This window comes from Pseudomonas sp. Sample_14 (assembly GCF_004307515.1).
GTDB classification, from domain to species: domain Bacteria; phylum Pseudomonadota; class Gammaproteobacteria; order Pseudomonadales; family Pseudomonadaceae; genus Aquipseudomonas; species Aquipseudomonas atacamensis.
The window spans coordinates 1-26,542 of the sequence record NZ_RCOC01000084.1; the positions used below are offsets into that span (position 1 = coordinate 1).

General features: G+C 59.7%; 20 protein-coding genes and 4 tRNA genes. 9 read left to right on the plus strand and 15 right to left on the minus strand.

Features of this window, described 5'->3' with window-relative positions; translation table 11 throughout:
• Positions 1-452 (plus strand): carboxy terminal-processing peptidase (locus D8U61_RS19380; protein ID WP_177433351.1); only part of this gene is annotated, 452 nt, incomplete at its 5' end.
• Between the two features lie 118 nt (positions 453-570).
• A complete protein-coding gene (locus D8U61_RS19385) occupies positions 571-2,346 on the plus strand; it encodes a bifunctional diguanylate cyclase/phosphodiesterase (RefSeq protein WP_130927480.1) in 1,776 nt (591 codons plus the stop codon).
• An 85-nt stretch (positions 2,347-2,431) separates the two neighbouring features.
• On the opposite strand, the gene D8U61_RS19390 is transcribed toward D8U61_RS19385, so the two are convergent.
• From D8U61_RS19390 to D8U61_RS19425, 8 genes are all read right to left on the minus strand, one after another.
• Entirely contained in the window at positions 2,432-2,953 is a 522-nt protein-coding gene (locus tag D8U61_RS19390; protein WP_130927481.1) for a hypothetical protein, read from the minus strand.
• Entirely contained in the window at positions 2,946-3,317 is a 372-nt protein-coding gene (locus tag D8U61_RS19395) for a hypothetical protein (protein WP_130927482.1), read from the minus strand. The genes D8U61_RS19390 and D8U61_RS19395 overlap by 8 nt, the downstream gene beginning before the upstream one ends.
• A complete protein-coding gene (locus D8U61_RS19400) occupies positions 3,314-8,086 on the minus strand; it encodes an RHS repeat-associated core domain-containing protein (RefSeq protein WP_130927483.1) in 4,773 nt (1,590 codons plus the stop codon). The genes D8U61_RS19395 and D8U61_RS19400 overlap by 4 nt, the downstream gene beginning before the upstream one ends.
• 239 nt (positions 8,087-8,325) lie before the next feature.
• Positions 8,326-8,733 carry a sel1 repeat family protein gene (locus D8U61_RS19405; RefSeq protein ID WP_125926977.1) on the minus strand — a complete coding sequence of 136 codons (408 nt, stop codon included), beginning with the start codon at positions 8,731-8,733 and terminating at the stop codon, positions 8,326-8,328.
• Positions 8,734-9,105, minus strand: coding sequence for a hypothetical protein (locus D8U61_RS19410; RefSeq protein ID WP_003223109.1), 372 nt, complete (start codon positions 9,103-9,105; stop codon positions 8,734-8,736). It lies immediately after the preceding gene.
• On the minus strand, positions 9,102-9,443 hold the full coding sequence (locus D8U61_RS19415; RefSeq protein WP_016773735.1) for a helix-turn-helix transcriptional regulator: 342 nt from the start codon (positions 9,441-9,443) through the stop codon (positions 9,102-9,104). The genes D8U61_RS19410 and D8U61_RS19415 overlap by 4 nt, the downstream gene beginning before the upstream one ends.
• A 112-nt stretch (positions 9,444-9,555) precedes the next feature.
• Positions 9,556-10,011 carry a YkvA family protein gene (locus tag D8U61_RS19420; RefSeq protein ID WP_016773733.1) on the minus strand — a complete coding sequence of 152 codons (456 nt, stop codon included), beginning with the start codon at positions 10,009-10,011 and terminating at the stop codon, positions 9,556-9,558.
• Positions 10,012-10,303: 292 nt separating this feature from the next.
• Positions 10,304-11,020 (minus strand): FKBP-type peptidyl-prolyl cis-trans isomerase, encoded by a 717-nt coding sequence (locus D8U61_RS19425; protein WP_016773732.1) that lies wholly within the window; start codon positions 11,018-11,020, stop codon positions 10,304-10,306.
• 269 nt (positions 11,021-11,289) lie between these two features.
• Between D8U61_RS19425 and D8U61_RS19430 the strand changes: the two genes are divergently transcribed.
• Both D8U61_RS19430 and D8U61_RS19435 read left to right on the plus strand, forming a co-directional pair.
• On the plus strand, positions 11,290-13,101 hold the full coding sequence (locus D8U61_RS19430; protein ID WP_130927484.1) for a di-heme-cytochrome C peroxidase: 1,812 nt from the start codon (positions 11,290-11,292) through the stop codon (positions 13,099-13,101).
• Positions 13,098-14,267, plus strand: a complete 1,170-nt coding sequence (locus tag D8U61_RS19435) for a catalase family protein (RefSeq protein ID WP_130927485.1) — start codon at positions 13,098-13,100, stop codon at positions 14,265-14,267. Before D8U61_RS19430 ends, D8U61_RS19435 begins: the two co-directional genes overlap by 4 nt.
• A gap of 89 nt (positions 14,268-14,356) precedes the next feature.
• On the opposite strand, the gene D8U61_RS19440 is transcribed toward D8U61_RS19435, so the two are convergent.
• From D8U61_RS19440 to D8U61_RS19455, 4 genes are all read right to left on the minus strand, one after another.
• A tRNA-Asp gene (locus D8U61_RS19440) sits at positions 14,357-14,433 on the minus strand.
• Positions 14,434-14,452: 19 nt separating this feature from the next.
• Positions 14,453-14,528: transfer RNA gene (locus tag D8U61_RS19445), tRNA-Val, on the minus strand.
• A 190-nt stretch (positions 14,529-14,718) separates the two neighbouring features.
• Positions 14,719-14,795: transfer RNA gene (locus D8U61_RS19450), tRNA-Asp, on the minus strand.
• A gap of 19 nt (positions 14,796-14,814) precedes the next feature.
• Positions 14,815-14,890 (minus strand) — tRNA-Val (locus D8U61_RS19455).
• 159 nt (positions 14,891-15,049) lie between these two features.
• Between D8U61_RS19455 and rdgC the strand changes: the two genes are divergently transcribed.
• The 3 genes from rdgC to sugE all read left to right on the plus strand — a co-directional run bounded on the left by rdgC (position 15,050) and on the right by sugE (position 17,515).
• Entirely contained in the window at positions 15,050-15,970 is a 921-nt protein-coding gene (gene rdgC / locus D8U61_RS19460) for a recombination-associated protein RdgC (protein ID WP_024012190.1), read from the plus strand.
• 144 nt (positions 15,971-16,114) lie between these two features.
• The gene (locus tag D8U61_RS19465) at positions 16,115-17,080 is read left to right on the plus strand and encodes a bile acid:sodium symporter family protein (RefSeq protein WP_130927486.1); all 966 of its coding nucleotides are present in this window, start codon (positions 16,115-16,117) and stop codon (positions 17,078-17,080) included.
• A 120-nt stretch (positions 17,081-17,200) separates the two neighbouring features.
• Positions 17,201-17,515 (plus strand): quaternary ammonium compound efflux SMR transporter SugE, encoded by a 315-nt coding sequence (sugE, locus tag D8U61_RS19470; protein WP_130927487.1) that lies wholly within the window; start codon positions 17,201-17,203, stop codon positions 17,513-17,515.
• A gap of 114 nt (positions 17,516-17,629) precedes the next feature.
• Here the strand turns inward: sugE and D8U61_RS19475 are convergent, their stop codons facing one another.
• The 3 genes from D8U61_RS19475 to D8U61_RS19485 all read right to left on the minus strand — a co-directional run bounded on the left by D8U61_RS19475 (position 17,630) and on the right by D8U61_RS19485 (position 22,051).
• Complete coding sequence (locus D8U61_RS19475) at positions 17,630-19,501, minus strand: MFS transporter (RefSeq protein ID WP_130927488.1); 1,872 nt, start codon at positions 19,499-19,501, stop codon at positions 17,630-17,632.
• A gap of 96 nt (positions 19,502-19,597) precedes the next feature.
• Positions 19,598-20,749 carry a TDT family transporter gene (locus tag D8U61_RS19480; RefSeq protein WP_130927489.1) on the minus strand — a complete coding sequence of 384 codons (1,152 nt, stop codon included), beginning with the start codon at positions 20,747-20,749 and terminating at the stop codon, positions 19,598-19,600.
• 114 nt (positions 20,750-20,863) lie between these two features.
• Positions 20,864-22,051 (minus strand): MFS transporter, encoded by a 1,188-nt coding sequence (locus D8U61_RS19485; RefSeq protein ID WP_130927514.1) that lies wholly within the window; start codon positions 22,049-22,051, stop codon positions 20,864-20,866.
• A gap of 103 nt (positions 22,052-22,154) precedes the next feature.
• Between D8U61_RS19485 and D8U61_RS19490 the strand changes: the two genes are divergently transcribed.
• Positions 22,155-22,697, plus strand: a complete 543-nt coding sequence (locus D8U61_RS19490; RefSeq protein ID WP_130927490.1) for a TetR/AcrR family transcriptional regulator — start codon at positions 22,155-22,157, stop codon at positions 22,695-22,697.
• A 210-nt stretch (positions 22,698-22,907) separates the two neighbouring features.
• On the plus strand, positions 22,908-26,378 hold the full coding sequence (locus D8U61_RS19495) for a PAS domain-containing hybrid sensor histidine kinase/response regulator (protein ID WP_130927491.1): 3,471 nt from the start codon (positions 22,908-22,910) through the stop codon (positions 26,376-26,378).
• Positions 26,379-26,542 lie beyond the last annotated feature (164 nt).

Below are 26,542 nucleotides of genomic sequence, written 5' to 3' on the forward strand. Positions count from 1 at the left end.
CCAAGGAAATCGGCGAAAGCGCCCTGCCGGAAGCCATGCCGTGGGACACCATCCGCGCGGCGATCAAACCAGCGGCCGATCCGTTCAAGCCGTTCCTCGCCCAGCTGAAGTCCGAACATGACGCGCGCACCAACAAGGATGCCGAGTTCGTGTTCATCCGCGACAAGCTGGCCCTGGCGCAGAAACTGATGGAAGAAAAAACCGTCAGCCTCAACGAAGCTGATCGTCGCGCCCAGCACGCCGACATCGACGCCAAGCAACTGGCGATGGAGAACATCCGTCGCAAGGCCAAAGGCGAAGAACCGCTCAAAGAGCTGAAGAAAGAAGACGAAGACGCACTGGCCGCTGCCGAGCCGGACAAGGTCAAACCGGAAGACGATGCCTACCTGAGCGAAACCGGGCGCGTGCTGCTGGATTACCTGAAACTGAGCAATCAGGTGGCCAAGAAGTAAGTGATGGCAATTTAGTGCTGACGATCCCCGGATCGTCATCAAACAGTCATCATTCTGTCGTGCAATAAAGGACCGGGAGCAAGCGCTCCCGGTCCTTTTTTTATCGCCAGAGACTGCCATGACCACGACCGAACAGCTGAGCGCGTTGAGCTCGATCCTGACTCAAAGCGGTTTACACAGCCTGTTCCAGCCGATCATCTGTCTTTCCGAACGCCGCATTCTCGGTTACGAAGCCCTGACCCGTGGCCCGTCCAACAGCCCTCTTCACTCGCCGATTGCACTGTTCGCCGTGGCGCGACAGGCTGGCCGATTGAGCGAACTGGAGATCGCCTGCCGACAAAGCGCCTGTCGCCGCTTCAATGAGCAGCAACTGCCGGGCAAGCTGTTCCTCAACGTCTCGCCGGAATCCTTGCTCGAAGCCGCGCACCAACCCGGACGAACGTTGCAACTGCTGCAGGACTTGGGCATTGCGCCGAGCCAAGTGGTCATCGAGCTCACCGAGCAGACGCCAATCGATGACTTTCAGTTGCTGCAAACCGCTCTGCATCACTATCGGGCGATGGGTTTTTCCATTGCGCTGGACGACTTGGGCGCAGGCTATTCGAGCCTGCGCCTGTGGTCGGAATTGCGTCCGGATTACGTGAAGATCGACCGGCACTTCATCGACGGTATTCATCAGGATGCATTGAAAAGAGAGTTTGTCGGTTCGATTCTGCAAATCGCCAAAGCGTCCCGCGCGCAGGTGATTGCCGAGGGCATCGAGTTGCCGGAAGAACTCGCGGTGCTGACTGAAATGGGCGTCGACCTGGTGCAGGGCTACCTGCTCGGCCGCCCTCAGGAACATCCATCCCGCGACGCTCGCGCGATGATGCCCAAACACGACAGCAGCGCCGTCGCGCTGAATGACGAAGGCAGCGACCTCAGCGCCCTGCTCAACGACCAGCCCGCCGTGCAACGCGATACGCCCACCGCGACGGTACTGGAAGCCTTCCGCCGCCAGGCCAATCTCAATTCACTCGCTGTGCTCGACGAACAAGGCCAGCCCTGCGGCATCGTCCATCGCCACTCGCTGTCGGACGCACTGCTCAAACCGTTTGCCACCGATCTGTTCGCGCGCAAACCGATCAGCCGCCTGATGAACGATGATTTCCTCGCCGTGGAAATCAGCCAGTCGCTGCAGCAAGTCAGCCGCCTGATCACCAGCCGCGCCCGCCAGCGCATCGAAGAAGACTTCATCATCACCCTCAACGGCAGTTACCTCGGCCTCGGCCGGGTGATCGACGTGCTCAAACTGATCACCGAACTGAAAATCCAGCAGGCGCGCTACGCCAATCCCCTCACCCTGCTACCCGGCAACGTACCGATCCAGCAATGCCTCACGCGCCTGCTGCAACAGGCCCGCGAGTCGATCATCTGCTACGTCGACATCGACAGCTTCAAACCCTTCAACGACATCTACGGCTACGGCCGTGGCGACGAAGTCCTGCTCTGCCTGGCCCAATGCCTCAACGAACGCATCGACCCCACCCGCGACTTCGTCGGCCACATCGGCGGCGACGACTTCCTCCTCGTCCTCGGCCCCGAAGACTGGCGCAAACGCCTCAACCTACTGCTCGACGATTTCCAGAACCAATGCCGCCGCTTCTATCGCCCCGAGCATCTCGAAGCCGGTTGTTTTGTAGCGCCAAACCGACAGGGTGTGCGGCAGGAATTTGCCTTGTTGTCGTTATCGATTGGGGTGGTGCATCTGCGGCCTGAGGCTTGTGCAGCGCTTGATGCCAGCCAGCTTGCGGAGATGGCTTCGCAGGCTAAGCATCATGCGAAGGGGGTGGTGGGGTTTAGTGTGTATTTGTTGGACGTTGTAGAGTCCCCGGTCTACATGCACAGCAGCTAATCGGCCGTCGTTTACTTCTTACCAAACCAAAATCTCTATCAGAGCGAGCCTGTTCGCGAAAAATCACAGACGAAAAATTATCGCTTCAGCTTTTTCCTGTATGTCCTTGAGGGTCTTCAAAAAGTGTCAAATCGACTCGTGCTCTACAGTCAAGATAAAACTCACTCACCAGACTAGTTTTGTCATGTCGAAAATCCATGATCTGATTGTATAACGATTTTATGGCAGGATCAGGTGAACTACTCATAGAGTTAATCACTTCGCACTTTTCATACCTTCGCTTCGCCGCACTAATTACTGCCGAAAAATATGTTTCACGACTTTCAATTCCAAGAAACCTCGAAAACCGAAACGGCAAATCTCCCCCCGATCGAAAAATATTACAGAGACTCAGAACCAATAGATCAGCAAAATACCGACGTTCCCTGCAGCTTGGATTGGAGATCAATTCCAGAATGCCAAAATCTCCGCACGCGCTTAAAATGTTTAAATCCACTGCATCGGGATCCTCGTAGTACTGGTCACCAAAAAGTTCAGCATTTGATTCCCCACGTGTCCACCGCTTAAAATCGTTAAATGACCATCTACCTTCAATAACCTCAGTCATCAACTTTTAAATCCTTTGAAACTTCCAGTTGGTATTTCACCAAGCATTCAAGCAAAGCCTGCATGAATTGACGCTGATCCGCTACATCCTCATCGAAGTATGTTGTAATTTTTGTGAACACCGCATCAAAATCATCACCAACCTCCAAATAATATTTCAACGTATCGATACACCACTGACGCTCAGGCTCCGTATAGGAAATGAACTCCGGCCTCATAAGAACTTCAAAAAGCTCAGTAAGCTCTTCTTTATTATTAACGTTTTTCGAGACAATGGTTTTTTCACGTTCATCGTCGCGAGTGTTTTCTATATCAAATATAAACAATAGACCACGTAGAACAAAATATTCGGGTTTACGTTTCATTCCATAAATTCCGTGTAAGACGTTATTGGTTTGCCCGCGCTATTAAGAATTACTATTGCATGAGTCTGCTGCCCATAAACTACTCCGCCTCTCCTGTACCCCTCCCCCACGATTTTTCCCATATTCATTGGTTCAGTCGACGCGATTTGCCCATTTCGCCTAAAAATGAGCTGAGCGCGATGTATGGCGTTAAGTTGGTCTCGATAGCTAAAAAAATGGGTCGCTGCACTCGGTATTTTGGGCTGGCCAGCCCGCCTTCCGTAGGTATAAACCTCAATGACTCCCGTGGTTGGGTTTCGTCCCGTTAATGAACGCTCCTGCTGAGAGGCTAGTGTCGTCTGTTTGCCATGCTTCTCTACAAAGTGCGCGCCTCGTGTGGACTTCTCCATTTCATCCAAACGCCGATAAGCATTTTCCTCCGCCAACTCATCAATCCTCGCCCTACGCTCCTGCGCCGTCATCTTCGGTAACGCAGGCTCGCCCTCCTCAACTTTAACCCCATCACTCGCCCCCGGCACCTCACACCCAGGCTTATTCGGCGGCGGGCAGTTGGACGTCAACCCCAACGGATCCACCCACCCCGTCGGATTCGGCACGTACTGGTACTGATTCAATCCACCCGCGAGCTTCACCGGATCCGGTGTCAGATACCGCCCCAATCTCGGGTCGTAATACCGATGCCGGTTGTAATGCAGCCCACTTTCAACATCGAAGTACTGCCCCTGAAAACGCAGCGGTTGGTCGAGGTAGTCCTCGCCAGCGAGGGTGACGGCGGCGACTTTGCCGTAGGCGTCGTATTGCGCGGACCAGACGATTTCGCCGCTGTAGTCGGTGAGTTCCTGCGGGGTGCCGAGGTGGTCGAGTTGGTAGTAGAACGGGCAGGCTTTTTTCGGGCCTTTGCCATCCAGCATCGCGAGTGGGCGGAAGGTGCCGGGTTCGTAGAGGAAGCTGCGGTATTGCGTGGCGCTGCTTTCGGCGACGAGGTGTTCGCCTTGCCAGAAGAATTCGGTGACGGCGCTGTCGACGGTTTTGCGGATGCGCCGGCCGAAGGCGTCGTAGTGATAAGTGGCGGTCTGGCCGTCAGGGCGGGTCAGGCCGATCAGGCGGTGCTGGCAGTCGTAGCGGTATTCGGTGACCAGGGTCTGGCCGTGGCCACGGCGTTCGCGGATCAGGTTGCCGAAGGCGTCGTAGTCGTAATGGCGGTCGCCCTGCATCAGCAGGCGGTTGCCTTTGATCTGCGCGGGACCGGGGCGGTCCTGCATCAGCAGGTTGCCGGCCGGGTCGTGGGCGAAGGATTCGGGCAGTTCGTCGCGTGAGTGACGTACGCGGATCAACCGGTCGAGGGCGTCGTAGCCGTAGGTGCGCTGGCCGTGGCGGCTGTCAGCAATGTGCTCAAGATTGCCGTTGGCGCTGTAGGCATAATCGCGGCGGTACAGCGAGGCGTGGCGATGACCTACAGCGTGGGCGAGCAAGCGGCCCTGATCGTCGTAGGAATATTCGCTGAGCAGCAGACCTTGCTGGCGTTGCTGTTCGCGACCGCAGTGGTAGACGTGGCGCGTGAGCGGCGTGCCGTTGAGGTCGATGGCCGACAGCGCACCGCCCTTGGCGTAGTGATAGTCGAGCTTGCTGTTGTCCGGTAGGCGCAGGCGTTTGAGCTCGCCGCAGGCGTCATAGGCGTAGCGCAGAGTGCCCCAGCCCTGATGCTCGGTGATCAGCCGATCCTGACGGTCATACTCGAAGGCCAGCGGATGGTTCTGGCCGTCGTCAACGGCAACTAACCGGCCAAGGCGATCATAGTCATAACGTACCTTGATCCCATCGGGCAGGGTCTTGACCAGCAAACGCCCGGCCTTGTCGCGCTCATAGTGGGTGACCAGACTGGGGCCGAAATCACCAAACTCGGTCTTCTCCAGCAGGTGCCCGTTGAGGTCGTAGACGTAAGCCGTACGCCGCCCATCAAACCCGGTTTCCTGTCGGATCAATCCGGTCGGCGTGTAATCCAGTCGGTATTTTTCGCCCGATTCGTTTTCAATCTCGGTCAGCAACAGCCGCGCATGGTCATAGCGATACTGCACGCGGGTGCCGTCAGGATTGATCCGCCGCGAGACCAGGTGCAAATCATCGTCATATTCATAGCGGGTGATGCGCCCGAGTTCATCGCGCTCAGCGGTGATCTGCCCGTAGGCGCCATAGCTGTAGGCGCGCGTGCTGCCCGTAGGAGAAGTCGTCAGGATCAGTCGGCCGGCCGCGTCCCACTGCTGACGACTGACGACACCAAATTCGTCCTGGGTGGTAATCCGCCGGCCCAGCGCATCGTAGGAAAAGCGCCGCACGCCGCCATCGGGCAGGGTTTCTTCGATGAGCTGGCCGAGCTCGTTCCACACCCAGCGGTGGCGGCTGCTGTCCGGATAACGCAGCGACAGCAATTGCCCGCGCAGGTTGTAGTAGTAATGGGTGACCTGGCCGTCGGGATCGACCGCTTCGGTGACGGCGCCTTCAGCGTTGCGCCGGTAGATCCACACCGCCTCACCACGGCAACGCTTGTAGAGAAAACCGTTGCGGTACTCGTAGGACGTTGGTGCATCGTCCGGCGGAATCAGCGCGATCAGCCGTCCAAGTTCGTCGTAGCGGTATTCGGTAACCGCGCCCAACGCATCCTGCTCGGCGATCAAGCGCCCCTGCTGGTCATAGGCCTTGAGCTGCTCGCCGCCATCGGCCGCAACCTGGCGCACCAGCCGCGCCCGCTCGTCGTGGACGTAGACTTCTTCGGTGCCGTCGACGTAATGCACGGTCACGCTGGCGTCGTCATCGTTCCAGACGTAACGGGTGTTCATCTGCGAGAACGACGCCCAGTGGCGCACGCAGCGCGCCGCTTTGCCCTCGCGCTGCCACTCCCAGAAGAAGCTCGCGCCGCCGGTCAACTGGCGCTGGAGGATGACGTGGTGGTCGTCGTAGTCGTAGCGCTCGCTGTCGCCGACCGCGTTGGTCGCGACCAGCAGGCGTTGCCGGGCATCGAAGCTGTAGGTGGCGAGGTTTTGCTCGGTGGTCCACTCGCCTTGGACGAACACCTGATAATCGACCGCCACCAGTTGCGCGCGGTCATAGCGCAACAGCAGCGCGCGCCCGGCGCCGTTGTCCAGACGCTGAATGCGGTCGGAGCGATCGCGTTGCAGGGTCAGACGATTACCGTAGACATCGCTGATTGCGGTCAGCCGGCCGGCGCGAAAGTGATAGAACCGCGCGCTGTCACCGGCCAACGCCAGAATCAGTTCTTCCGGCTCATCGCCAAGAAAGATCGCCGCCCGCGACAGGCTGTTGTGAATCGCCGGGCGCGCGACGTTGGGCAGGGGAAAGCGGGTGCGGCGGTTTTCGTGGTCGATCCAGATCACGCCATCGCCGTCGAAGGACAGGCGATGGGCCAGCGTATGGCTCCAGCCGAACCCCAGGCCGATGTCGATCTCGACCGCGCTGCTGCGGTACAAGCGGGTGAATTCGAACGGCAGCACGCCGTCGAGCACGGCGTCGGTCAGGGTCAGCAGTTCTTCGCCGGTGACCATCGACACCGGGCAGCCATTGGTACAGGTTTTGGGCACGCAATCGGCGGCGTCGCCGTTGGGGTTTTTTGCCTGGTCGGGGACGTCGTCGTGGGGCTCGTCTTTCTTCAACATGGCGTTGCGCTTGGCATCCCAGCGCAATTGCATCCGGCCCTTTTTCACCCCGGCGGCGATGCCCCGCGCGGCAACGGCTTTGTAGCGGTCGACGTATTCAATAAAGGCGTTGACGATGCTGAACAGCGCCTTGACCAGACGCTTGGCGACGTTGAACAGCTGCGTTGCGCGGTCAGCCAGACGCAGCGTCAGATAAGCGATCCCCGCCCCCGCTCCGACAAACGTCAGCACCACGCTGATCAAGACATCGATGATCAGTTGCACGATCATCATCGACGCCACTTCAGCAGACTTGCCGGCAACCTCGCTGGGCGGCAGCATGTCCAGCCACAGACTCGCCGACCGTAGCAGCAAGCACATCGCCGCTTCGTCACTGACCAGCAACTGCAGCTTTTCCATGAGATCCGGAGCGGTCTGTGCCAGCTCGATCAGATCAGCCGCGCCGCTGCCTAGACGCTCGGCAAACTTGCCGGGGTCCTGGAGGATTTCCGAGAGCAGACCGAGGCTGTCCCATACCCCTTCGATGGCCGCCCAACTGCCGGCGAGCATGCCGTTGCTGGCTGCGGTCGCCACCGACTGTGACCACTGCGGCTTGAAACCTTGCCACTCGCTACGCAGCCAGCGCTCAAGTTCGCCGGTCAAACCGTCGTAGGATTTGAACAGCTCGTCGACTTGACTGGAGGTGACAGCGCTGTGGACCAGAACGCGGTAGAACTTGCCCTCGTCGCCTCTGAACTCGCCCTTGCCCTGCTGATCAAGGGTGACCGGCGCGGTTTTGCCGCTATCCACGTCGACCACATCGACGGAAATGTTGCCCAGCGGGATGTCGTAGACCGATTCGAACTTGCTCTCGATTTGCATCAGCCCGCCGTGCGGGCACTGGACGACGCTGGAGGAAAATTCGTCGTCGCTGCTGCTGACCGACGTACTGCTATCGCCGAAGCGGATGATCCGCTCCATACCCACCAGCGATGGCAGGTCTGCTGCCTCGCTGATCTGGTCCGCCCTGCGACTGAGCCAGTGATCAAGCTGTTTGCGGTAGAGGCTGAGCGTTTGCGGAAAGCTGTCGAGTTCCTGCTCGATGCGCGCGATGGCTTCCATCAACACACGCGAGCAAACAAGGTGGACTGAAAAACGGGCTGAAGCATGAGCGGTCCCTCGCGCAAGAAATTAGTCGCGGGAACTGTGCGGGGGATCAAAGAGGAAAGAAGTCAGGCGAGTAGGCAAAGGATGTAGGACTAATCTGCAATCCAGCATCAAGCGAAAAACGTGCAGGCAGAAACGTAAACGCGGCGTGAGGAAAACCTCACGCCGCGTTTACTTAGAAGACATACATGGAATTACTGCGTTGAATCACCAGCCTTCAGCTGTTGCAGCTTCAGCTCGGCCAACGGATGCCCGGCCTTGGCGGCCATGCTCCACCAACGAGCGGCCTCAACGTGATCCGGCGCCTTGCTCGGGGTACCGGCGAGGCTGATCACGCCAACTTGATAAGCGGCTTTACCGTCGCCGGCCAACGCCGCCAGACGCAGCAGACGCACGCCTTCTTCACGCGCGCCCAACCCGACGCCGCGAAAAGTCAGAATGTGCCCATAAAAGCTTTGAGCATCGACATCGCCGAGGTTGGCCATGCGCGCGAACTGGCCTTCAAGCCAGCGCCAGCCACGCGGCTGGCGAACGAACCACGACCAATGAAACAGCCGGCGGGCCAGCCAGTAACCGGCCCGCGCCTTGAGCCGCAGAAACACTCAGGCCTCCGCCGATTCCGGGTATTCGTATTCGAAGACCCGCACCACTTCCGACGCATGCCAGGACGCCGCCGCGACGCCATCCGACGGCCCGGAAAAACGCCCCAGACGCTCGACACATTCAAAGAACCCGGTACGTGGCAAACGACTCGCGCCCTGACTGATGACCAGCGAACTGCGCAACGGCTGCTCGGCTTTGGCGTCCAGTGCGGCCAGATGCTCCAGTGCAGCCGTCAACGTCTGCATCGCCGGAGTCGGCAGCTGCAAACGCTCAAGCAAGGCTCGATAGGTCAGAAGATGGCGCTGACGACGCGCCTGGTCCAGTTCCCCCAGCAATCCGTCCCAATGTTGACGGCTGATGCGTACGCTCACGATTCATCCCTCCAACCTGGCACCGTCAGTTCCCAGGCCAGGCTGCGGCGAATCGCGGCGTCGGGCTGACGCTCACCACTTTCGATCATGGCCAGGTAAGACGGGCTGATGCCTACCGTGCGGGCCAGCGCCTCGATGGCGATGCCCTTCCCTTCGCGCAAACTGCGTAATTGATCCAGACCCGGAAGAATCGGCTCCGGCGAGGTGGCGAGCGGCGCTGCTGGCTGCGGCGCCGGTGTTGCGTTGATCCCTGCTGCTTTCAGTAAAGCCTGATATTGAGCCCACGGCAGAACCGCGTATTCGGGTTCGCCATCGCGTGCAATTATCTGAATATCCATGACTACCCCGTAGGACAACACCACTTAGCGAGTCGGCACTTTTCCCTAGAAGTGTAATCCTAACAGCGGCTAAGGTCGCGAGTGGTATCTATCTGTAGGCAGTCTTGGTCAGTCAGGGCTTTTTCGGGCCTTGCAACTGCAATTGTTCAGGGGTATCAGGGAGGCGTTCAACCACGGCCAGCTTTTCGGGCTGCTGGCGTTTGCGCCACAGGCGGAAGGCGTTGAGTTCGTCATCGAGGGTTTTCATCAACCAGGCGAGGACAGCGATGTCATCGAGCATGCCGAACATGGGAATGAAATCCGGAATGGCATCGACCGGGCTGAGGAAATACATCAGACCCGCCACTACCGAAATCAGCGACTTGGCACTGATCGCGCGATACTCGCCACGCCAGTAGGCCAGGCATAACGACTGCAGCAAGCGCAGATCATCCTTGAGTTTGCCCAAGCGATTGCCTTGCGCGGCGCCTTTGCTGGCCACGGCAAACAATAGGGTCGGCAGGCGTCCACGGGCCAGCAGGCGACCGGCCAACGGCAGGAATCGAGCGAAATTCCACGGAGCTTTCATCTATTCTTCCCGTTGAAATGTTATCCACACAAATTGTGGATAACCTTGTGAACAGAGCTGCATTTCAGCGCTGAGAGCCCCGTTTCATAAGGGCTGCGCTCAGATCGGGCGTTTTTTACTCACATAAAAAAGCCCAATATTTCATTGACTTGGCAGCTCAGGGCGTCTAGCGCGGGCAGCCTCAAAGCTATGACTGTGCTGATCGCCGTCAGTTCGCTCTGTTTACCTTCCCTGACCTGCAGATGCAACAACGCCCCGCATAAGCGAGGCGTTGTTTTCGAGCCGTTGCGTGTTACTTGGCAGCGGCGTCTTCTTTGGCCGGATCCTTGATGGCCAACAGTTCCAGGTCGAAAACCAGAACCGAGTTGGCCGGGATTGCCGGGCTTGGCGACTGAGCGCCGTAAGCCAGATCGCTAGGGATGTACAGTTTGTACTTCTCGCCAACGTGCATCAGTTGCAGACCTTCAACCCAACCCGGGATCACGCCACTGACTGGCAGATCGATCGGGCTGCCGCGCTCGACGGAGCTGTCGAACACGGTGCCGTTGGTCAGCTTGCCGGTGTAGTGAACAGTGACGACGTCGGTCGGCTTAGGCTGTGGGCCATCGGCTTTCTTCACTACTTCGTACTGCAGGCCGGAGGCGGTGGTGGTGACACCGGCTTTCTTGCCGTTTTCTTCGAGGAATTTCTTGCCGGCGGCTGCCGACTCTTCGCTCATCTTGGCCATACGCTCTTCAGCACGCTTTTGCAGCGAGGCGAAGGCTTCGACCAGTTCTTCATCTTTCAGCTTCTGTTCTTTCTTGCCAACGGCATCTTCGATGCCCTGGGCTACCGCTTTGGAGTCCAGATCATCCATGCCTTCCTGGGCAAGGCTTTTGCCCATGTTCAGGCCGATGCCGTAGGAAGCTTTTTGCGCCGGGGTTTTCAGCTCTACGCTGGTCTGCGAGTCACAACCCGCGAGTACCAGGCTAACCAGGGCTACCGCCGCCGCCAACCGATGCTGTTTCATGCTATTTCCTTGTTCATGCGCCGAATGGGCAATCGAGTAAAGCCGCGAGCTTATCAGGCCGCCACGACCAATGGCTACCGGCATGAGAGCAGGAATCTTCCGATAAGTTCAGGGATTAAAACGCATTTGGGCAACGGCTGGATGAAGCTTCTGTCATTCACGGACGACAAGGCTCGTCGGCTCCTGACTCAGTATCTGGCGTAATGGCCACTTGCCCAGCCAGCGGCGCTCAGGCATAACAGCGCAACAATTCGACAAGGATGTTCAACTTGCGCCTCTTATCCCGCATTCTCGCTCTGCTGATCATGCTGGCGGTAATCGCCCTCGCGGTGATCGTCTATTACGTCGCCAATCCGAAATTGCCCTTCTACACCCCGCCGCAACAGGTACGTTACCTGGATCAATGGAGCGAAGAGCAACGGCAGACCTACTACTTCACGCCCCAAGGTACGCAAGTCAAAGGCCTGCGTTACGAGTGGTTCCAGGCATTGGAATTGCCCTTCTCCGAGCAGCGCTTCGCCTCCCCTGAATATCTCGCCCGTTTCGGCTTCCTGGTCGACCCGCAGCAGAAAGCTAGCGCGAACAACCCCGGCAACCTCCCCGTCGGTTTTGCCCGGCACCAGAATCCCGGCAACGCCTCCGAGCATTATCTGGACATCACCTGCGCCGCTTGCCACACCGGCGAGTTGCGCTTCAAAGACCAGGCCGTGCGCATCGATGGAGGCACCGCACAGCACGTGTTGCCTTCCAGCGTTCCTACTTTGCGCGGCGGCAGTTTCGGACAGGCCTTGGTCGCCAGTCTCGCCTCGACTTACTACAACCCATGGAAGTTTGAGCGCTTCGCCCGCCAGGTGCTCGGAGATGATTACGAAGCGCGCCGCGAACAATTGCGCAGCGAGTTCAAGACCTCACTGAACACCTTCGTCAAAGTGGCCTGGAACGACACCCATCGCGGCCTCTATCCGACCGAGGAAGGCCCGGGGCGTACCGACGCGTTTGGACGAATTGCCAACGCGACGTTTGGCGATGCGATTTCCCCTGCCAACTACCGCGTGGCCGATGCCCCGGTGGATTACCCGCAGCTGTGGGACATGTGGACGTTTGACTGGGTGCAGTGGAATGGCTCGGCCCAGCAGCCGATGGCGCGCAATATCGGCGAAGCGCTCGGCGTCGGTGCCACGCTGAATTTCTTCGACGCCAACGGTCAGCCGCTGCAAGGCGCTGAGCGCTATCCCTCCAGCGTGCGCGTGCGCGATCTGCACGCCATCGAAGAAACCTTGCAGCAGCTGAAGCCGCCAACCTGGCCGGAAGATCTGTTCGGTGCGATCGACAAGCCGCTGGCCGCCAGAGGCCGCGCGCTGTTCGCGGAAAACTGCGCCGGCTGCCATGTCCCGCGCCAATCGCAGGAAGGCGAACGCTGGGTGCAGCACTTGCATATGATTCCCGTGGAGGTGATCGGCACCGATCCGAATGCGGCCAACAACATTGCCAGTCACCGTTTCGACCTGAGCGCACTGCAATGGGATGTCAATGAGCTGAAAAAGATGGACGTCAAACTGCACCCCGAACCCAAGGAGCCGCTTGATCTGAGCCAATTGTCGGTGGCCAAGGGCCTGGCTTACGTCACCGCGTTCGTGGAAAACCGTGCCTATCGCGACGCGCAGATCACGCCGGAAGAAAAACCGCGCATGGATGGTTTCGGCCTGCCGATCGGCGTGCGCGAGAAAGTGGCTTACAAGGCCCGACCGCTGGCTGGCGTGTGGGCGACTGCGCCGTTTCTGCACAACGGTTCGGTGCCGAGCATCTATCAGTTGCTGTCACCGCAGGATGAGCGCGCCACTACTTTCTATAAAGGCACGCTCGAATACGATCCGCGCCACCTCGGCTATCGCACCGAGCCTTTCACCAACGGTTTTCTGTTCGACACGCGCATCAGCGGCAACCGCAACAGCGGCCACGAATTCCGCGCCGGCGCTCGCGGCAACGGGGTGATCGGCCGACTCTTGCAACCCGAGGAGCGCTGGGCGCTGCTCGAATACCTGAAAGTATTGGGCGGTCCACTGGAGGCGCAGTTGCCATGATCATGCCGACATTCAAAAAAGAACTGCCGCCACTCGCGCGTTTCTGGCTGTGGTTGGGGCGTTTGCTTGGCAAGACGCTGCTGATCCTGCTGGTCATCGCCCTGCTCGGCTGGGCCATCGCCACCGCGTGGTTTGCCTGGCAGCATCGCGGGCCGGTGTCGGCGCAGGAACAGATTCCAGCAGGCGAAGCGGCGATGACCCAGGACATCATTCAAACCGCAGTGCGCATCGTCGACCAGCACCGCGAACCCACGCGTTATCTGCGCGATGCTCACGCCAAGGCGCATGGCTGCGTGAAGGCGCAAGTGCAGGTGTTACCAAAACTGGAGCAGTCGCTGCGACAGGGGGTGTTCAGCGAGCCGGGCAAGACTTGGCAGGCGCTGATCCGGTTGTCCAACGGCAATGCCTATCCGCAATTCGACAGCATTCGCGACGCGCGCGGGATGGCAATCAAGCTGTTCGAGGTTCCTGGCAAGCAACTGTTCGGCAATCGCCAGGACCAGCATGAACAGGATTTCGTGATGTTCAGCCATCCGAATTTCTTTGTCAGCAATGTCGCCGAGTATCGTCAGAATGTGGCGGCGCAGGCTGACGGCAAGAAGGTCATGGCGTTTTTTCCGACATGGGATCCGCGCACCTGGCAGGTCCGTCATCTATTCATCGCGCTGGCTACGCTGTCAGCGCCGCCGGACAGTCCGACCGAGACCACATATTTCTCGGTATCGCCCTACAAGTTCGGTGAGGCCAATGCGAAATTCCGCGTCGTGCCGGATCCCGAGCGTTGCCCGGCGTATACGCTGCCCAAACAGAATCACGCCCTGCCGAATTTTCTGCGCAGTGCATTGAATCAACAGTTGTCGACGGATCGGGTGCCGGCGTGTTTTGCCCTGCAGATCCAGCGCCAGGACGCGAACAAATACATGCCGATCGAGGACACGAGCATTGAGTGGCGTGAGCAGGATGCACCGTTTGAAACCGTGGCGCGGATCACCCTGCCCGCGCAGGACTTCGACACGCCGGCGCTGAATCTGCAATGCGACAACCTGTCGTTCAACCCGTGGTTCGGCATCGAGGCGCATCGGCCGATTGGCGGGATCAATCGCTTGCGCAAGGCAGTGTACGAGGCGGTGAGCGATTATCGGCATGCCCGCAATGCGGCGCAGTAGCGCGGCGATTTTATAAATCGCAGACAGCAAAAAGCCCGCACAAGGCGGGCTTTTTGTGGTGTCTGGCGTTCAGTTCCAGATACCGAATATGGCGCAGCGGACGGGACTCGAACCCGCGACCCCCGGCGTGACAGGCCGGTATTCTAACCGACTGAACTACCGCTGCGCGAAACGCTTGAAACGAATGGTGGGTGATGACGGGATCGAACCGCCGACATTCTGCTTGTAAGGCAGACGCTCTCCCAGCTGAGCTAATCACCCTTCGCTTCGTTACGGGGCGCATTATGCCACAGGTTTTCGTAAAGTGTTGATTTAATTGAATATTTTTCAAAAAAATCTGAAAACCGGTGAAACGATACATCCCGCGGGTACAACCTTGAGACAGAAAAAAACCCGCTTCAGCGGGTTTTTCCGTGGTGACCTGGCGTTCAGTGGTCCAGGTTACCGAATATGGCGCAGCGGACGGGACTCGAACCCGCGACCCCCGGCGTGACAGGCCGGTATTCTAACCGACTGAACTACCGCTGCGCGAAACGCTTGAAACGAATGGTGGGTGATGACGGGATCGAACCGCCGACATTCTGCTTGTAAGGCAGACGCTCTCCCAGCTGAGCTAATCACCCTTCGCTTCGGTGTGGCGCGCATTCTACGGAGCACCCCAACCTCTGGCAAGCACTTTTTTAAATAATTTTCCGAGGCCTTCCAAAGGCTTAGAGAAGGGTTGGCCTATGCCCCGGCGAAGACAATAATGCCCCCCTTTGTATAAAGGAGTGACTCGCCCCATGTGGTTCAAGAACCTGCTGATCTATCGCCTGACCCAAGACCTGCCTGTCGACGCCGAGGCGCTGGAAACTGCACTGGCGACCAAACTGGCGCGGCCGTGTGCAAGCCAGGAGCTGACCACTTACGGTTTCGTCGCACCATTCGGCAAGGGCGAAGATGCGCCGCTGGTGCATGTCAGCGGCGATTTCCTGCTGATCTCTGCGCGCAAGGAAGAACGCATTCTGCCGGGCAGCGTCGTGCGTGACGCGGTCAAGGAAAAGGTCGAAGAGATCGAGGCCGAGCAGATGCGCAAGGTCTATAAGAAGGAACGCGACCAGATCAAGGATGAAATTATCCAGGCGTTTCTGCCGCGCGCGTTCATTCGTCGTTCGTCGACCTTTGCCGCGATCGCGCCGAAACAGGGCCTGATCCTGGTCAACTCGGCCAGCCCGAAACGCGCCGAAGACCTGCTTTCGACCCTGCGCGAAGTGATCGGCACCCTGCCCGTGCGTCCGCTCACCGTGAAAATGGCACCGACTGCGGTGATGACCGAGTGGGTCACCACGCAGAAAGCCGCCGACGATTTCTATGTGCTGGACGAGTGCGAACTGCGCGACACCCACGAAGACGGCGGCATCGTCCGTTGCAAACGCCAAGACCTGACCAGCGAAGAAATCCAGCTGCACCTGAGCACCGGCAAAGTCGTCACTCAGCTGTCGCTGGCCTGGCAGGACAAACTGTCGTTCATGCTCGACGACAAGATGACCGTCAAACGTCTGAAATTCGAGGATCTGTTGCAGGATCAGGCGGAACAGGACGGTGGCGACGAAGCCCTGGGCCAACTGGATGCCAGCTTCACCCTGATGATGCTGACCTTCGGCGACTTCCTGCCGGCACTGGTTGAAGCGTTGGGTGGGGAAGAGATGCCGCAGGGGATCTGACTCTGACGAGTATCTAACCTGTGGGAGCGAGCCTGCTCGCGAATGCGGTGTGCCAGTCAACATTAATGTGTCTGGCTCACCGCATTCGCGAGCAGGCTCGCTCCCACAATGTTTTGTGGTGTAACCAAAAATAAGGATCAAGCCATGCGCGCACTGGCTGCACTCAGCCGCTTTGTCGGCAATACCTTCGCTTACTGGGTTCTGATATTCGCCGTCGTGGCCTTTCTGCAACCGGCGTGGTTCATCGGCCTGAAAAGCGCGATCGTACCGCTGCTGGGTCTGGTGATGTTCGGCATGGGTCTGACCCTCAAACTCGACGACTTCGCTGCCGTCGCTCGCCACCCATGGCGGGTGGCGCTGGGCGTGGTTGCGCATTTCGTGATCATGCCCGGTGTGGCGTGGTTGCTCTGCCAGGTGTTTCACCTGCCGCCAGAAATCGCCGTCGGGGTGATTCTGGTCGGTTGCTGCCCGAGCGGCACCTCTTCGAACGTGATGACCTGGCTGGCGCGCGGTGATCTGGCGCTTTCAGTGGCGATTGCCGCGGTCACTACCCTGCTCGCCCCACTGTTGACCCCGGCGCTGATCTGGCTGCTGGCCTCGGCGTGGCTGCCGGTATCGTTCATGGAGCTGTTCTGGTCGATCCTGCAAGTGGTGCTGTTGCCGATCGTTCTCGGCGTGGTCGCGCAGCGGCTGCTCGGCGACAAGGTGCGGCATGCGGTGGATGTGTTGCCGCTGGTGTCGGTGGTCAGCATCGTGATTATTGTCACCGCCGTGGTCGCGGCGAGTCAGGCGAAAATCGCCGAGTCCGGCCTGCTGATCATGGCCGTGGTCATGCTGCACAACAGCTTCGGTTATCTGCTCGGCTACTTCACCGGGCGCCTGTTCGGCCTGCCGCTGGCTCAGCGCAAGTCGCTGGCACTGGAAGTCGGCATGCAGAATTCGGGACTGGGCGCGGCATTGGCCAGTGCGCACTTCTCGCCACTGGCGGCGGTGCCGAGCGCGCTGTTCAGCGTTTGGCACAATATTTCCGGAGCACTGCTGTCGACGTACTTCCGGCGCATGAGCGATAAGGAAGACCGCGACAACCTCGCGCAACGGGCTGCCGATTGAGGCTGAAAACTTGATCCCCGGGTTAATGCTCGTCACTATATTGCGCAACGCGGGGACGACCCTGCGGCTCGATCGAGTCATTCATCTGGGGACGACCCCGTCAATCGATGGAGGTCCTGCATGTCCTGGATCATTCTGTTTTTCGCCGGCCTGTTCGAAGTCGGCTGGGCCGTCGGCCTGAAATACACCGACGGCTTCACCCGCCCGCTCCCCACCGCCCTGACCGTTGCCGCCATGGCCATCAGCCTTGGTTTGCTCGGTCTGGCGATGAAGGAATTGCCGCTGGGTACGGCGTATGCGATCTGGACCGGTGTCGGTGCCGTGGGTACGGTGATCGCCGGGATCATTCTGTTTGGTGAATCGATGGCGTTGATTCGGCTGGTCAGTGTGGCGTTGATCGTCACGGGTTTGATTGGCCTTAAAGTCAGCGCTTAAGCCGATACCGTCTTCGCGAGCAGGCTCGCTCCCACGTTCAACCGCGTTCCGTCATTGGAACAGGGTCAACTGTGGGAGCGAGCCTGCTCGCGAAGGGGCCTTTTGATACACCGACTATCTAACAGATCCGCGCAACTCCCCCACCAACACCTGCAACTTCGCCGGCTCCGTCCCTTCGGTAATCGCCGGCCCCGCCACCAGCGTCACCCGCGACCACAAGCGATGGAACAAACCCTTGTTCGGATCGCGACTGAAGAAACTCCCCCACAATCCTTGCAACGCCAGCGGAATCACCGGCACCGGCGTCTCATCCAGAATCCGCGTCACGCCGCCACGAAACTCGTTGATCTCGCCATCGGCGGTCAATTTGCCTTCCGGGAAAATGCACACCAGCTCACCGTCCTTCAGATATTGGGCAATGCGCGTGAAGGCTTTTTCGTAGATCTGGATGTCTTCCTGGCGTCCGGCGATAGGAATCGCGCCCGCCGTGCGAAAGATGAAGTTCAGCACCGGCAGGTTGTAGATCTTGTAGTACATGACAAAGCGAATCGGCCTACGCACGGCACCGCCGATGAGCAAGGCGTCAACGAACGACACGTGGTTGCACACCAACAGCGCCGCGCCCTCGTCCGGGATCGCTTCAAGGTTGCGGTGCTCGACGCGGTACATGGAATGGCTGAGCAGCCAGATCATGAAGCGCATGCTGAATTCCGGAACGATCTTGAAGATGTAGGCATTGACGCCGATGTTCAGCAGCGACACCACCAGGAACAGTTGCGGGATCGACAGCTTGGCGATGCTCAGCAAAATGATCGAAACAATCGCCGACACCACCATGAACAACGCGTTGAGAATGTTGTTGGCGGCAATCACCCGCGCCCGTTCGTTTTCAGCCGTGCGCGACTGGATCAGCGCGTACAGCGGCACAATATAGAAACCACCGAAAATGCCCAGGCCAAGGATGTCGATCAACACCGCCCAGGTGTGCACGAAGCCCAGCACGGCAATCCAGCTATGGCCGGTGACGCTGTCCGGGATCCCACCGGAATGCCACCACAGCAACAGGCCGAACACGGTCAGGCCAAACGAGCCAAAGGGCACCAGTCCGATCTCGACTTTGCGCCCCGAGAGCTTCTCGCAGAGCATCGAACCCAGCGCGATGCCCACCGAGAACACGGTCAGGATCAGCGTGACCACGGTTTCGTCACCGTGCATCCATTCCTTGGCGTAGGCCGGGATCTGCGTCAGGTAAATCGCCCCGACAAACCAGAACCACGAGTTACCGACAATCGAGCGCGACACCGCAGGCGTCTGGCCCAGACCGAGTTTCAGCGTCGCCCAGGACTGGCTGAAGATATTCCAGTTCAGGCGCATTTCCGGCGACGAGGCCGCCGCGCGCGGAATGCTGCGGCTGGCCAGATAACCCAGCACGGCAATGCCGACGATCGCTGCGGAGACTACCGGCGCGTAGTGCTCGGTCGACATCATGATCCCGGCGCCGATGGTGCCGGCGAGAATTGCCAGAAACGTGCCCATTTCCACCAGACCATTGCCGCCGACCAGTTCATCGTCGCGCAAGGCCTGTGGCAGGATCGAATACTTCACCGGGCCGAACAACGCCGAGTGAGTGCCCATGGCGAACAGTGCCACCAGCATCAGCGACAGATGATCGAAGAGGAAGCCGATTGATCCTACGGCCATGATGGCGATTTCCGCGAGCTTGATCAGACGGATCAGCGCGTCCTTGGCGAATTTTTCCCCGAACTGCCCGGCCAGCGCCGAGAACAGGAAAAACGGCAGGATAAACAGCAGCGCGCAGAGGTTGACCCAGATCGAGCGATCGCCCTCGATGGTCAACCGATAGAGGATGGCGAGGATCAACGACTGCTTGAACACGTTGTCGTTGAACGCGCCGAGCGACTGGGTAATAAAGAAGGGCAAAAAGCGCCGGGTGCGCAACAGGTTGAACTGTGAGGGGTGACTCATCTTCCGTGTTTCCTGATGTTAGGTAGTGAGGCCTGGGTGCTTGTTATTGGAATCCCGCACCACGATCCAGGCCACACCTTACCTAAACTTTTCGGATTATTTCTTCAAACCTGCAATACACGGCGAGACAAACAGCTCGCCTCGCCACGCGCCCTGCACGGTGCGCTTGCCGACGATCAGCCACATTGCCGCCAACAAAATCACCAGCGCCGTACCGAACACACTGAAAAATGTCAGGTTGAGGATACTTGCCAGTTTCAGCGTCGCCAGCGAATACACGCCCAATGGAAAGGTGAAGCCCCACCAGCCGAGGTTGAACGGAATGCCGTCACGCAGATAACGCACGGTGATCAGCAGCGCCATCAACATCCACCACAGACCAAAACCCCACAGCGTGATCCCAGCGACCAGACCCAGGCCTGAAGCAATTTCACCGACGCCGGGCAGACCATTCGCGGCAAAAATCGCTGGTGCCTCACCGCCCAACAGCAACATGCCCAGCGCACCGGTGCCGATCGGCCCCAGCGCCAGCCAGCTCGACGCGGCCATGTTTTCGTGGGGCAGTTTGTGCAAGGCCATGCGCAGCAACAAAATGGTGAGAATGCTGAACGCCACTGGCAGCGAGAATGCCCAGAGCACATAGCTGGTGGTCAGTGCGACGAGTTGTCCATGGGCGTCGGGCAGATGCGGCGCGAGCAGGCCACCGCTGGCCGCTGCCACTTCCGCTGCCACCACCGGCAGCAACCAGACCGCGGTCATCTGATCGATGCTGTGTTCCTGGCGGGTAAACATCATGTACGGAATCAGCACACCGCAGGCCAGCGACATCGCCACATCGATCCACCACAACACTTCAACAAGTTGAATAACACCGTCGCCCCAGCGCGGCAGGCCGAACAACAGAAAGCCGTTGATGATCGTCGCCAGGCCCATGGGAATGGTGCCGAAGAACATCGACACGGTGGAATGACCGAAAATCCGCCGCGCCTCGTCAAAGAACAAAATCCAGCGCGCGGCGTAAGCAGCAGTAAACAGGCTGAACAAGAGAATGTTGAACAGCCACAGCCCCTCGGCCACGGCGCGCAATCCGGGAATGGCCAGCGGCGATTGCGCCAGAGCCAATGCCAGCACACCGGTACCCATGGTTGCGGCGAACCAGTTCGGCGTGAACTGGCGGATCACTTCACGCGGATGCTGCAGCTGGCTGAAAGGTTTGTAGCCGGGGGCGACGCTGTTGGGGCAAATCATCATGAACTCCTGTCCTCTGGTGAGGTTGAGTCCATGGTAGATCCGAATCGAATATCGATATAACGGGTAATATCTCTAACTGTTATCTGTTTTGCAGATAGGCGTCTACGCGCGCTAAGGAGCGCTGCAAACTCTGCCCGTCTGCGGACGCAGACTGAACAGCAGCGCAGTCACGGCCAGCACGATCAACACAACGCCGTATCCGTCGGTGGTCGCCAGCAGTCCAAAGTTGCGCGCCAGATACCCGGCCAGCAACGCCGGCAAACAGAACGCCAGATAACTGAGCACGTAGTACGCCGACATCAACCCGGCTCGTTCATGCGGCAAAGCCAGCGGTACCAGGCTGCGCACCGTACCGAGGAAACCGGAACCAAAGCCGCAACCGGCGACCAGTGTGCCGAAGAAAAACAGCCGCAGACTGGCGCCATGCACGCCGAGCAAAATCAGAATCAGCCCGACCGGCAGCAGGCTCGCGCCCAGCCGCAGCGCCTGAGCGGCCGGGCGATAGCGCATCATGAAAATCATCAACGCACCGGTCACGGTGAGCGCCGCGACCGTCGCACCGCCGATCAGATTGGAGGTAGAGCCAGTGGCCGTGCGCACCAACGACGGTGCCAGCGAGGCATAAAAACCTCCGAGCGCCCAGGTCGCGGTGTTTAGTGGCAGCACGCGCCACAACGTTGAACGCGCTTGCACCGGCACGTGCAGGGTCGGTCGCAACGACGCCAGCGCCCCACCTTGCCGCGAGACACTCTCTGGCAGGCGCCAGACATACACGCCTTGCAACACAAACAGTGCCAACAGTAACCAGTAAGTCAGCTGCAACGGCGCCGGCGCAAATTCTGCCAGCAAGCCACAACCCAAACCGCCCAGAGCCATCCCGAGTAACGGCGCGACACTGTTGATCAGCGGCCCCTGCTGCCGGTCGGTATCGAGCAGCGTTGCGCTCAATACGGCAGTGGCCATGCCAGTGGCAAAACCCTGCAACACTCGTGCGCTGATCAGCCAAGCCACGCTGTCGGCATAAATGAACAGCAACATGGCCAGCGCATTGAGCAACACGGCGGTAAAGATCACCGGTTTGCGTCCGAGATGGTCGGAAAGCGAACCCACCGTCAGCAACGCTGCCAACAGACTGAAAGCGTAAACGGCGAAGATCAGCGTCAACATCGCTGCCGAGAAATGCAGTTGATCCTGATACAAGTGATACAACGGCGTCGGCGCGGTGGAAGCGGCGAGAAAACTGAGTAAGGTGATCGCCAGAAACCACAAGCTCGACCGGTGGGAAGCGACACTATTCAAGGGGCTGGTCATGGGCATACTCCGCAAAAGCTAATTTTTTGCTTTTGCGCAGTGTGCTACCGCCCAGCGCTTAAAGCAAATTCTTTGTGTTAAGGTCTGCCGCATGGCTATTAAAGAAGGTTTACGCCCCGGTGGCCGCAGCGCCCGGGTGCAGGAGTCGATTCATTCGGCGGTCAATGCGCTGCTGCAAGAGCAGGAACGTTCCACCGTGACCGTCCCGCAAATCGCCGCCCGCGCGGGGGTAACGCCGTCGACGATTTATCGACGCTGGGGTGATCTGGCGGCGTTGCTGGCGGACGTCGCCCTCGCCCGCATGCGCCCGGACAGCGAGCCGGCGAACTCTGGCAGCCTGCGCGGCGATATCCGTGCGTGGGCCGAGCAGTATCTTGACGAGATGAGTTCAGAGGTCGGGCGCAACATGATGCGCGACGTGCAGGCCAGCGCTACGCCGGGCTATTGCGTGGCGATCATTGGTGCGCAGTTGCAGACCATTGTCGATCGCTATCCCGATGAGAAGGCGCCGAGTGTCGGTCGCTTGATCAATCTGGTGGTGGCGCCGGTGGTGTTCCGGATTCTGTTTTCGGCCACGGCGCTGGAGATTGAAGAGCTCCATCGCCTGATCGATATTGCGCTGCGTCTGGACTGACGCGCTCGCTCCCACAAGGAAATGCATTCCAATTGTGGGAGCGAGCCTGCTCGCGAAGAGGCCCGCCCGGGCACCACAAAAACCACCCGGTACCCCGCCTGCGACACCCCACCACGCCACGACCTTGGTCGACACTGACTAACCGCCGCGCCCGTGCGAGACTGTCCGCCCGGGCAGGAGTGCCGGGGAGTCTTTTGTCGGGAGTGCTGCATGTCGTTGTCCACCGGGCTGATCGCCGTCGTTGCCCTGGCCTACATGGCCATCATGTTCGCCATCGCCTTTTACGGCGACCGTCGCAGCACGCCGTTGCCGCCGCGGGTGCGTGCCTGGGTGTACAGCCTGTCGCTGGCGGTCTACTGCACCAGCTGGACGTTCTTCGGCGCGGTCGGTCAGGCGGCGGAACAACTGTGGTCATTCCTGCCGATCTACCTCGGGCCGATCCTGCTGCTGGTCGGCGCGCCGTGGGTCCTGCAGAAAATGGTGATGATCAGCAAACAGGAGAACATCACCTCCATCGCCGACTTCATCGCCGCGCGCTACGGCAAATCGCAATCGCTGGCGGTGGTGGTGGCGCTGATCTGTCTGGTCGGCGTGTTGCCCTATATTGCCCTGCAACTCAAAGGCATTGTCCTTGGCGTGAACCTGCTGATCGGCGCCGGCGCCGATGCCATGGGCACCCGCGCCCAGGACACGGCGCTGATCGTGTCGCTGGTGCTGGCGTTGTTCACCATCGTTTTCGGTACGCGCAACCTCGACGCCACCGAACACCACCGTGGCATGGTGCTGGCGATCGCGTTCGAGTCGCTGGTCAAGCTGTTCGCCTTTCTCGCCGTCGGCGCCTTCGTCACATACGGTCTGTATGACGGTTTCGACGACCTGTTCAATCAGGCAATGCTCGCCCCGCGCCTTGAGGCGTATTGGAAGGAAACCATCAACTGGCCATCGATGGTGGTGCAGACCGGCGTGGCGATGATGGCGATCATCTGCCTGCCCCGGCAATTTCACGTGACCGTAGTGGAGAACATCGACCCGCAGGATCTGCGTCTGGCGAAATGGGTCTTCCCTGCCTATCTGGCGTTGGCCGCACTGTTTGTAGTCCCGATCGCCCTCGCCGGTCAGATGATGCTGCCCAGCGATGTGCTGCCCGACTCGTTCGTGATCAGCCTGCCACTGGCCCAGGCCCATCCGGCGCTGGCGATGCTGGCGTTTATTGGTGGCGCATCGGCAGCGACCGGCATGGTGATTGTCGCCAGCGTTGCGCTGTCGACCATGGTTTCCAACGACATGCTGTTGCCGTGGCTGTTGCGCCGCAACAACGCCGAGCGCCCGTTCGAAGTTTTCCGCCAGTGGATGCTCTCGGTGCGCCGCGTGAGCATCGTGGTGATTCTGCTACTGGCCTACGTCAGTTATCGCTTGCTCGGCTCGACCGCGAGCCTGGCGACCATCGGCCAGATCGCCTTCGCCGCAGTGACGCAACTGGCGCCAGCCATGCTCGGCGCGCTGTACTGGAAACAGGCCAACCGCCGGGGCGTGTTCGCCGGCCTCGCCACCGGCACTTTCCTGTGGTTTTACACACTGGTGCTGCCGATTGCCGCGCACAGTCTCGGCTGGTCGCTGGCGAGCTTCCCCGGGTTGGCGTGGCTGCACAGCAATCCACTGAACCTGCCGATTACGCCGCTGACCCAAGGCGTGGTGCTGTCGCTGGCGGGTAATTTCACCCTGTTCGCTTGGGTCTCGGTGCTCTCGCGCACGCGGGTTTCCGAGCACTGGCAGGCCGGGCGTTTCATCGGCCAGGAAATCAGCGCACGACCTAATGCTCGTTCGATGCTGGCGGTACAGATCGACGATCTGCTGCAACTGGCGGCGCGTTTTGTCGGCGAAGAACGCGCGCGACAGAGCTTCATTCGCTTCGCCTACCGCCAGGGCAAGGGCTTCAACCCCAACCAGAACGCCGACAGCGAATGGATTGCCCACACCGAACGCTTGCTGGCTGGTGTCCTCGGCGCTTCTTCGACGCGCGCCGTAGTAAAGGCCGCCATCGAAGGTCGGGAAATGCAGTTGGAGGACGTAGTCCGAATCGCTGACGAAGCCTCGGAAGTGCTGCAATTCAACCGCGCGCTGCTGCAAGGCGCGATCGAGAACATCACCCAGGGCATCAGCGTGGTCGACCAGTCGCTGAAACTGGTGGCGTGGAACCGGCGTTATCTGGAGCTGTTCAACTACCCCGACGGCCTGATCAGCGTCGGCCGGCCGATTGCCGACATCATTCGCTACAACGCCGAACGCGGCTTGTGCGGCCCCGGCGAAGCGGAAGTGCACGTCGCGCGACGCTTGCACTGGATGCGTCAGGGTCGCGCGCACACTTCCGAACGACTGTTCCCCAATGGCCGGGTGATCGAGCTGATCGGCAACCCGATGCCCGGCGGCGGATTTGTCATGAGTTTCACCGACATTACCGCGTTCCGCGAAGCCGAACAGGCGCTGACCGAGGCGAACGAAGGACTCGAGCAACGGGTCAGCGAACGCACCCAGGAACTGTCGCAACTCAATGTCGCGCTCACCGAAGCCAAGGGCAATGCTGAGGCGGCCAACCAGTCGAAAACCCGTTTCCTCGCCGCCGTCAGCCATGACTTGATGCAACCGCTGAACGCCGCACGGCTGTTCTCCGCCGCCCTCTCTCACCAGAACGAAGGCTTGAGCGCAGAGGCGCAGCAGCTGGTGCAACACCTCGACAGCTCGCTGCGTTCGGCGGAAGACCTGATCAGCGATCTGCTGGACATCTCGCGCCTGGAAAACGGCAAGATCAACCCGGATCGCAAAGCGTTCGTCGTCAATGAACTGTTCGACACCCTCGGCGCGGAATTCAAGGCGCTCGCCCAAGAGCAAAAACTCACGTTCCGGGTGCGTGGCAGTCAATTGCGCATCGACAGCGACATCAAACTGCTGCGGCGGATTCTGCAGAATTTCCTCACCAACGCGTTCCGCTACGCCAAGGGTCCGGTGCTGCTGGGCGTGCGTCGGCGCGGTGGCGAGCTGTGCCTGGAAGTCTGGGATCGCGGCCCGGGCATTCCGGAAGACAAGCAGCAGGTGATTTTTGAAGAATTCAAACGCCTCGACAGCCACCAGACCCGCGCCGAAAAAGGCCTGGGCCTGGGACTGGCGATCGCCGATGGCTTGTGCCGCGTGCTCGGGCATACCCTGCGCGTTCGCTCCTGGCCGGGGCGCGGCAGTGTGTTCAGCGTGACAGTGCCGATCGCCCGCACGCAAACGCCACCAGTTAGCGCGACGGTGGAACTGAACGGAAAACTGCTCAGCGGCGCGCAGGTACTGTGCATCGATAACGAAGACAGCATCCTGATCGGCATGAACAGCCTGCTGAGCCGCTGGGGCTGCCAAGTGTGGACGGCGCGCAATCGCGAAGAATGCGCAGCGATATTGAATGAAGGTGTGCGGCCACAACTGGCGCTGGTCGACTATCACCTCGACCACGGCGATACCGGCACAGAGCTGATGGCGTGGTTGCGCACGCGCCTGGGCGAGCCCGTGCCCGGCGTGGTCATCAGCGCGGATGGACGCCCGGAGACCGTAGCGCAAGTGCATGCGGCGGGCCTGGATTATCTGGCCAAACCGGTGAAGCCGGCAGCGTTGCGGGCACTGCTGAGTCGGTATTTGCCGTTGTAGAGAGTGATCTTGCAGACGCCTTCGCGAGCAGGCTCGCTCCCACAGAAAAGCAAAGCAGCGAAGCTGCCTGCGGCGCAGCCGCCCCACTCAACAATGAGCGCAAGCTCGAGTGCTTTTGATCTTGATTCACCGGCGACGTCGGAAGGCTGAGCGGAGGGATTGAT

Bases quoted from the DNA above. Each gene is read 5' to 3' on its own strand.
- D8U61_RS19490 (WP_130927490.1), top strand. From the start codon at position 22,155: ATGGCTATTAAAGAAGGTTTACGCCCCGGTGGCCGCAGCGCCCGGGTG.
- D8U61_RS19385 (WP_130927480.1), top strand. From the start codon at position 571: ATGACCACGACCGAACAGCTGAGCGCGTTGAGCTCGATCCTGACTCAA.
- D8U61_RS19495 (WP_130927491.1), top strand. From the start codon at position 22,908: ATGTCGTTGTCCACCGGGCTGATCGCCGTCGTTGCCCTGGCCTACATG.
- D8U61_RS19420 (WP_016773733.1), bottom strand. From the start codon at position 10,011: ATGAAAGCTCCGTGGAATTTCGCTCGATTCCTGCCGTTGGCCGGTCGC.
- D8U61_RS19415 (WP_016773735.1), bottom strand. From the start codon at position 9,443: ATGGATATTCAGATAATTGCACGCGATGGCGAACCCGAATACGCGGTT.
- D8U61_RS19435 (WP_130927485.1), top strand. From the start codon at position 13,098: ATGATCATGCCGACATTCAAAAAAGAACTGCCGCCACTCGCGCGTTTC.
- D8U61_RS19465 (WP_130927486.1), top strand. From the start codon at position 16,115: ATGCGCGCACTGGCTGCACTCAGCCGCTTTGTCGGCAATACCTTCGCT.
- D8U61_RS19395 (WP_130927482.1), bottom strand. From the start codon at position 3,317: ATGAAACGTAAACCCGAATATTTTGTTCTACGTGGTCTATTGTTTATA.
- D8U61_RS19400 (WP_130927483.1), bottom strand. From the start codon at position 8,086: ATGGAAGCCATCGCGCGCATCGAGCAGGAACTCGACAGCTTTCCGCAA.
- D8U61_RS19390 (WP_130927481.1), bottom strand. From the start codon at position 2,953: ATGACTGAGGTTATTGAAGGTAGATGGTCATTTAACGATTTTAAGCGG.
- D8U61_RS19480 (WP_130927489.1), bottom strand. From the start codon at position 20,749: ATGATTTGCCCCAACAGCGTCGCCCCCGGCTACAAACCTTTCAGCCAG.
- D8U61_RS19475 (WP_130927488.1), bottom strand. From the start codon at position 19,501: ATGAGTCACCCCTCACAGTTCAACCTGTTGCGCACCCGGCGCTTTTTG.
- rdgC (WP_024012190.1), top strand. From the start codon at position 15,050: ATGTGGTTCAAGAACCTGCTGATCTATCGCCTGACCCAAGACCTGCCT.
- sugE (WP_130927487.1), top strand. From the start codon at position 17,201: ATGTCCTGGATCATTCTGTTTTTCGCCGGCCTGTTCGAAGTCGGCTGG.
- D8U61_RS19425 (WP_016773732.1), bottom strand. From the start codon at position 11,020: ATGAAACAGCATCGGTTGGCGGCGGCGGTAGCCCTGGTTAGCCTGGTA.